Annotated in this window: 7 protein-coding genes and 1 pseudogene; 1 reads left to right on the forward strand and 7 read right to left on the reverse strand. The window is 61.8% G+C overall.

The genetic code is table 11. The annotated features are described in order from the left end of the window. The 4 genes from HLUSI_RS0106935 to HLUSI_RS0106950 all read right to left on the reverse strand — a co-directional run. Positions 1-704, reverse strand: a 704-nt coding sequence (locus tag HLUSI_RS0106935) for a GGDEF domain-containing response regulator (protein ID WP_040503240.1), incomplete at its 3' end; no start/stop codon positions are given. A gap of 89 nt (positions 705-793) precedes the next feature. Continuing rightward, entirely contained in the window at positions 794-1,294 is a 501-nt protein-coding gene (locus HLUSI_RS0106940; protein ID WP_016833296.1) for a TPM domain-containing protein, read from the reverse strand. Further along, positions 1,294-2,145, reverse strand: a complete 852-nt coding sequence (locus tag HLUSI_RS0106945) for a TPM domain-containing protein (RefSeq protein WP_016833297.1) — start codon at positions 2,143-2,145, stop codon at positions 1,294-1,296. Before HLUSI_RS0106945 ends, HLUSI_RS0106940 begins: the two co-directional genes overlap by 1 nt. A gap of 16 nt (positions 2,146-2,161) precedes the next feature. After that, on the reverse strand, positions 2,162-2,755 hold the full coding sequence (locus HLUSI_RS0106950) for a LemA family protein (RefSeq protein WP_016833298.1): 594 nt from the start codon (positions 2,753-2,755) through the stop codon (positions 2,162-2,164). A gap of 120 nt (positions 2,756-2,875) precedes the next feature. Between HLUSI_RS0106950 and pyrF the strand changes: the two are divergent. After that, a pseudogene (gene pyrF, locus HLUSI_RS27375) lies at positions 2,876-3,677 on the forward strand (orotidine-5'-phosphate decarboxylase). On the opposite strand, the gene HLUSI_RS34610 reads toward pyrF, so the two are convergent. From HLUSI_RS34610 to HLUSI_RS0106970, 3 genes are all read right to left on the reverse strand, one after another. Further along, positions 3,661-3,795 (reverse strand): hypothetical protein, encoded by a 135-nt coding sequence (locus tag HLUSI_RS34610; RefSeq protein WP_269147404.1) that lies wholly within the window; start codon positions 3,793-3,795, stop codon positions 3,661-3,663. The pseudogene pyrF and the gene HLUSI_RS34610 overlap by 17 nt on opposite strands. Then, positions 3,796-4,275 carry a CinA family protein gene (locus HLUSI_RS0106965; RefSeq protein ID WP_029363228.1) on the reverse strand — a complete coding sequence of 160 codons (480 nt, stop codon included), beginning with the start codon at positions 4,273-4,275 and terminating at the stop codon, positions 3,796-3,798. A gap of 149 nt (positions 4,276-4,424) precedes the next feature. After that, the gene (locus HLUSI_RS0106970; RefSeq protein ID WP_016833300.1) at positions 4,425-4,961 is read right to left on the reverse strand and encodes a phosphatidylglycerophosphatase A family protein; all 537 of its coding nucleotides are present in this window, start codon (positions 4,959-4,961) and stop codon (positions 4,425-4,427) included. Positions 4,962-5,127 lie beyond the last annotated feature (166 nt).

Here is a 5,127-nt window from a genome sequence, read left to right on the forward strand (position 1 = left end):
TCGCCGGCCGGATGGCCGTAGGTGTCGTTGTACAGCTTGAAGCAATCCACATCCATCAACAGCAGCGACAGCGGTGTTTTGTCGCGTTGCGCGCGCAGCCATTCCTGTTTCATGTAGTCGTCGAAATAGCGCCGGTTGGCGATGCCGGTAAGGCCGTCGGTATGCGTCAGGCGCTTGAGTTCGGCATTGCTGGCTTCCAGCTGTTTCTGGCTTTCATGCAGGGCGGCGTAGGCGGCGTCGCGTTGCAGGAGGTTGATGTAGGAGCGCGAATGGTAACGGATGCGCGCGACCAGTTCGATGGTGTCGTAGGACTTGACCACATAATCGTTGGCGCCGGCCAGGAAGGCGTCTTTCTTGATCAGCGGTTCGTCGGTGCTGGACAGCACGATCACCGGCACGTTCGCCAGCAGCGTGCTGCTGCGGTACTGCCGCACCAGATCGAGGCCATCGGCGTCGGGCATGACCAGGTCTTGCAGGATGACGGTGGGACGGCAGGCCTCGGCCTTGGCCAGCGCGTCGGCGGCCTTGCCGCAAAAGTGGAAGTCGATGTCGGTTTCCGGACGCACGGCACTTCGGATTTTTTCCTGGACCACCAGTTGGTCGTCGATGAGCAGCACGCTGAAGCGGTATTCCTGCGTCGCGATGGTCGACTGTGGCGAAGGTGCCGAGGGCTGATGCGATTGTTCAGGACCGGATGTGCTCATCATTTCCCCCCCCCATCGTTGTCGTTGAGTCGAGGCGCGAACCAGGTTTTTCCTGGATATTGTCGGGCAGCGTCGGCCGCACAGGGCTATCAGAGCATCAGCGGCCGATTGGAAATCTCGTTCTTTTGATGCGACGTCTGGGGAAAATGCACGGTCAGCAAACCGTTCAACTGCGCCAGCGCTTCCAGTACGCCGTCATGGTAAATCCCGTTGGCAAAGCTGCGGGTCATTGTACTGCAAACGGATTCCCAGTCAGCGCGCTTGAGGACGCGGCCGACTGTGCGGTCGGTGACGATTTCGACGCGATGATCGGCCAGGTTGAGGTAAATCAGCACGCCGCTGTTTTCTTCGGTGTCCCAGATGCGGTAGTGGGAAAACAGTTCATGGGCGCGGGCGCGCGAGGACTCGTTGCGAAGCACCGCGCCCAATGGCAGCGCTGCTTCGATCACCAGACGGACTTCAGCGCGGTGCTTCGCTTCACCGGCGCCGATGCAGGTCTGGATCGCTTGCAGCGTGGCCGGCGGGAAGCTGGCGCGCGCCGAGGCGCGGGTGTGGCGCAGGTGTCTGAGGAAGCGCTTGAATGTGTTCATTACCAGTCCCCCGAGGCGCCGCCGCCGTCAAATCCGCCGCCGCCGCCCGAAAATCCGCCGCCGCCACTGCCGCCGCCAAAACCACCTCCACCTCCACCTCCACCGCCGCCGAATCCTCCGCGTCCGCTGCTGCTGCGGGCGGCCTCGTTGAGAATGCTGCCGATGATGACGCCGGCGGCGTTGCCCCAGGTATTGCTGTTGAGGTTGTTGCGACCGGCGGAGCGGCGTCGCACCAGCAGCAGCGCGGTGAAAAATACCGCCAGCATGATCACCAGCACCGCGACTTCAAGCCAGCCGGCGTCATCTTGGCCGGCGGCTTCTTTCTTTGCTGCCGGCAGGTTTTCGCGATCGAGCAGGCTGGTCAACGCCGAAACGCCCGCAGCGAGGCCGCCGTAATAATCGTTCTGCCGGAAATGCGGGGCGATCACGTCTTCCAGGATGCGTTTCGACTGGGCGTCGGTCAGGCTGCCCTGAACGCCGCGGCCAGCTTCAATGCGCAGGCGCCGCAAGGCTTTGGGATTGTCCTTGGCGACGATCAGGATGACGCCGTCGTCAATGCCTTTGCGGCCCAGTTTCCAGGCGTCGGCGACGCGAATGCCGTATTGCTCGATGGCTTCCGGCGCGGTGCTGGCGATCAGCAGCACGGCGATCTGGCTGCCGGTGCGGGTTTCGTAGTCGGTCAGAACCTGGTCCAGCGTACGCCGTTGCTGTTCGTCCAGCATGCCGGCCTGATCGGTCACGTGCGAAGTCAGCGCCGGGACGGCGACAAAATCCTGCGCGCCGGCGCTCCGGAAAGAGCCGGTCAGCAGGATGAACAGGCAGAACGCCAGCAGGCGAGGGAAGCGCTGCATAGGGATTAGCTCAAACTCATTTGCCGAAATTGACGGCGGGCGCAGTGGAAATCGCTTTCTCGTTCTCAACCGTGAAGGACGGCTTGACCGGATAGCTGAAAATCTTGGCGGTGATGTTGGTCGGGAAGCTGCGCGCGAGCACGTTGTATTCCTGCACCGAGGCGATGTAGCGTTGGCGCGCCACGGTGATGCGGTTTTCGGTGCCTTCCAGTTGCGACTGCAGGTCGCGGAAGCTGGTGTCGGCCTTCAGTTGCGGATAGTTTTCCGACACCGCCATCAGGCGCGACAGCGCCGACGACAGCTCGCCTTGGACCTGCTGGAACTTGTTGAAGGCTTCCGGATTGTTCAGCACTTCCGGCGTGATCTGGAAACTGGTTGCCGCAGCGCGGGCGCGGGTGACGGCTTCCAGCGTTTCTCTTTCGTGCGAGGCGTAACCCTTGACGGTGTTGACCAGGTTGGGAATCAGGTCGGCGCGGCGCTGGTACTGGTTGACGACTTCGCTCCAGGCGGCCTTGGTGGCCTCATCCTTGGCCTGGAAGTCGTTGTAGCCGCAGCTGCTCAGCGTCAGGACGGAAGCGGCGATCGCCAGCCATGCAAACCATTTTTTCATTGTGTGCCTCAAGAAGATGGGAAGATTCAATACTGTGCTTACTACTGCCGGCGCCGTCAAGCGGGTGGAGCGGGCTGCGGGCGCGTTACAATATCGCATCTTTGCATATTAAGGCTTACCGTGACATTTATCGAACAATTATCCGCTGCGTGGAAGACCAACAATTCGCTGCTATGCGTCGGCCTCGACCCGGATATCGCCAAATTTCCCGCACAGTGGAAGGACCGGCCGGACGCCATTTTCGCTTTCTGCAAAGGCATCATCGATGCCACCGCCGACGTCGCCTGTTCGTTCAAGCCGCAGATCGCCTATTTCGCCGCCCTGCGCGCCGAAGACCAGCTGGAAGAAATCTGCCGCTACATCCGCACCACCTATCCGCATATTCCCATCGTGCTGGACGCCAAGCGCGGCGACATCGGCGCCACCGCCGAACAATATGCACGTGAAGCCTTCGAACGCTATGGCGCGCAGGCGGTGACGGTCAGTCCGTACATGGGGTTCGACTCGGTCGCGCCATATCTGGAATGGAAAGACCGCAGCGCCATCGTGCTGTGCCGCACCTCGAACGCGGGCGGTTCCGATCTGCAATTCCTGACGGTCGACGGCGTGCCGCTGTACCAGCACGTGGCGCGCCTGGTGGCCGACAAATGGAACACCAACGGTCAGTGCGGCCTGGTGGTCGGCGCGACTTTCCCGGAAGAACTGGCGCAGGTGCGCAGCATCATCGGCGACATGCCTTTGCTGGTGCCGGGCGTGGGTGCGCAGGGCGGCGACGTGGCGGCGACGGTGAAGTCGGGCAAGACGGCAAGCGGCAGCGGCATGATGATCAATTCTTCGCGCGCGATTTTGTATGCGAAGCCGCAAGATGGCGAAGACTACGCCGGCGCTGGAGACGCGCGACGCGATCAATCAGTATCGCTGAGGAAACGTACCGGCTTGCCGAACGAGTCCCAATCCGCAACCGAAAAAAACAGAGCCGCCGCGATCACTTCGCTGCGGCTCTTTTTCATGCGTGCTTTTTCATACACCTTACCGGCCATTCAGGTCAGCAGGCGCAGCAAGCCTTGCAGGGAATGCACCACAGCTTGCTCGCGCACCGCGCGGCGGTCGCCGCTGAACACCAGGCGTTCGGTAAAGGTCTGGTCGCCGACCTTCCAGCCGAAACAGACGGTGCCGACCGGCTTGCCCGGCACGGCGCCACCCGGGCCGGCGATGCCGGTGGTGGAAACGGCGACGTCGGAACTGCTGTTGGCAATCGCGCCTTCCGCCATGGCGGCGGCGATTTCTTCGCTGACTGCGCCGTGCTGTGCGATGAGCGCTTCGGAAATCTCCAGCAATTCGTTCTTGGAGGCGTTGGAATAGGTGATGAAGCCGCAGTCGAACCATTCCGAAGAACCGGCAATTTCGGTAATGGCCTGGGCGACGCCGCCGCCGGTGCAGGATTCGGCGGTGGAAAGCAGCAAATTCCTGGCTTTGAGCGCGAGTCCGACGCGCGCGGCGAGATCAGTCGAAGTGTCCATGTTGATGTCATCCTTCAGGGTTGGCGGGTGGTCAACGTGATGGGAGCGACGCACGTGTGAATGCACGTCGGCATGAAATATTCAATGGAATATTCATCGAATAATTCGTCGCATTCCCATGTCTTCAGCATACTCTTGTTGAAGCAGTTTTACATGGAGCGCCAGAACGCAAATACCAACAGCGTATAAAACGCCGCCACGATGTCGTCCCACATCACGCCGAAGCCGCCCTTGAAGCGGCGATCGAAATAAGCGATCGGCGGCGGCTTGACCATGTCGAACACGCGGAACCAGAAGAAGGCCCAGCATTGCGTCTTGAAGTCGGCCGGCGTCAGCACCACCAGCACCAGCCAGAACGCGATGATTTCATCCCACACCATGCTGCCGTGATCGGGCGCGCCGAGGTCGCGTCCGGTGCGGCGGCAAGCCCACACGCCGACGAAGAAACCGATGAAGACGATCAACAGCCACGTCAACGGCGTGAAGATCGCGGGCCAGCGCAGGTTCAGCACCGCATACGCCAGCCAGGCGAACAGCGTGCCGGAGGTACCCGGCATGATCGGCGAGAGGCCGCTGCCGAAACCCTGCGCCAACAGGCGCGCCGGATGCCCCAGCATGAAGCGCGCGGTCGGGCGCACCGGTTTGGTCGAATACGCCTTGCGGCCCGGCTCTATTGTTGTTGTCATGAACTGAAATGGTCGAAGGAAGAAGGCGTCAGGTCGAGCGGTTCACCGCCCGCATCTACCAGGCGCAGGCCCGGTGCAGATTCGATGACGCCGACGCGGGTGACGCCGACGCCGGCTTGTTCCGCCGCCGCAAGCACCTGTTCGCGCCGGTTTTGCGGCGCCCACT

It is taken from the genome of Herbaspirillum lusitanum P6-12, from assembly GCF_000256565.1.
GTDB classification, from domain to species: domain Bacteria; phylum Pseudomonadota; class Gammaproteobacteria; order Burkholderiales; family Burkholderiaceae_D; genus Herbaspirillum; species Herbaspirillum lusitanum.

What these genes read in the sequence shown, in the direction of transcription:
- HLUSI_RS0106965 (WP_029363228.1), bottom strand. Translation starts at nt 4,275, where the DNA reads ATGGACACTTCGACTGATCTCGCCGCGCGCGTCGGACTCGCGCTCAAA.
- HLUSI_RS0106970 (WP_016833300.1), bottom strand. Translation starts at nt 4,961, where the DNA reads ATGACAACAACAATAGAGCCGGGCCGCAAGGCGTATTCGACCAAACCG.
- HLUSI_RS0106945 (WP_016833297.1), bottom strand. Translation starts at nt 2,145, where the DNA reads ATGCAGCGCTTCCCTCGCCTGCTGGCGTTCTGCCTGTTCATCCTGCTG.
- HLUSI_RS0106950 (WP_016833298.1), bottom strand. Translation starts at nt 2,755, where the DNA reads ATGAAAAAATGGTTTGCATGGCTGGCGATCGCCGCTTCCGTCCTGACG.
- HLUSI_RS34610 (WP_269147404.1), bottom strand. Translation starts at nt 3,795, where the DNA reads ATGGCCGGTAAGGTGTATGAAAAAGCACGCATGAAAAAGAGCCGCAGC.
- HLUSI_RS0106940 (WP_016833296.1), bottom strand. Translation starts at nt 1,294, where the DNA reads ATGAACACATTCAAGCGCTTCCTCAGACACCTGCGCCACACCCGCGCC.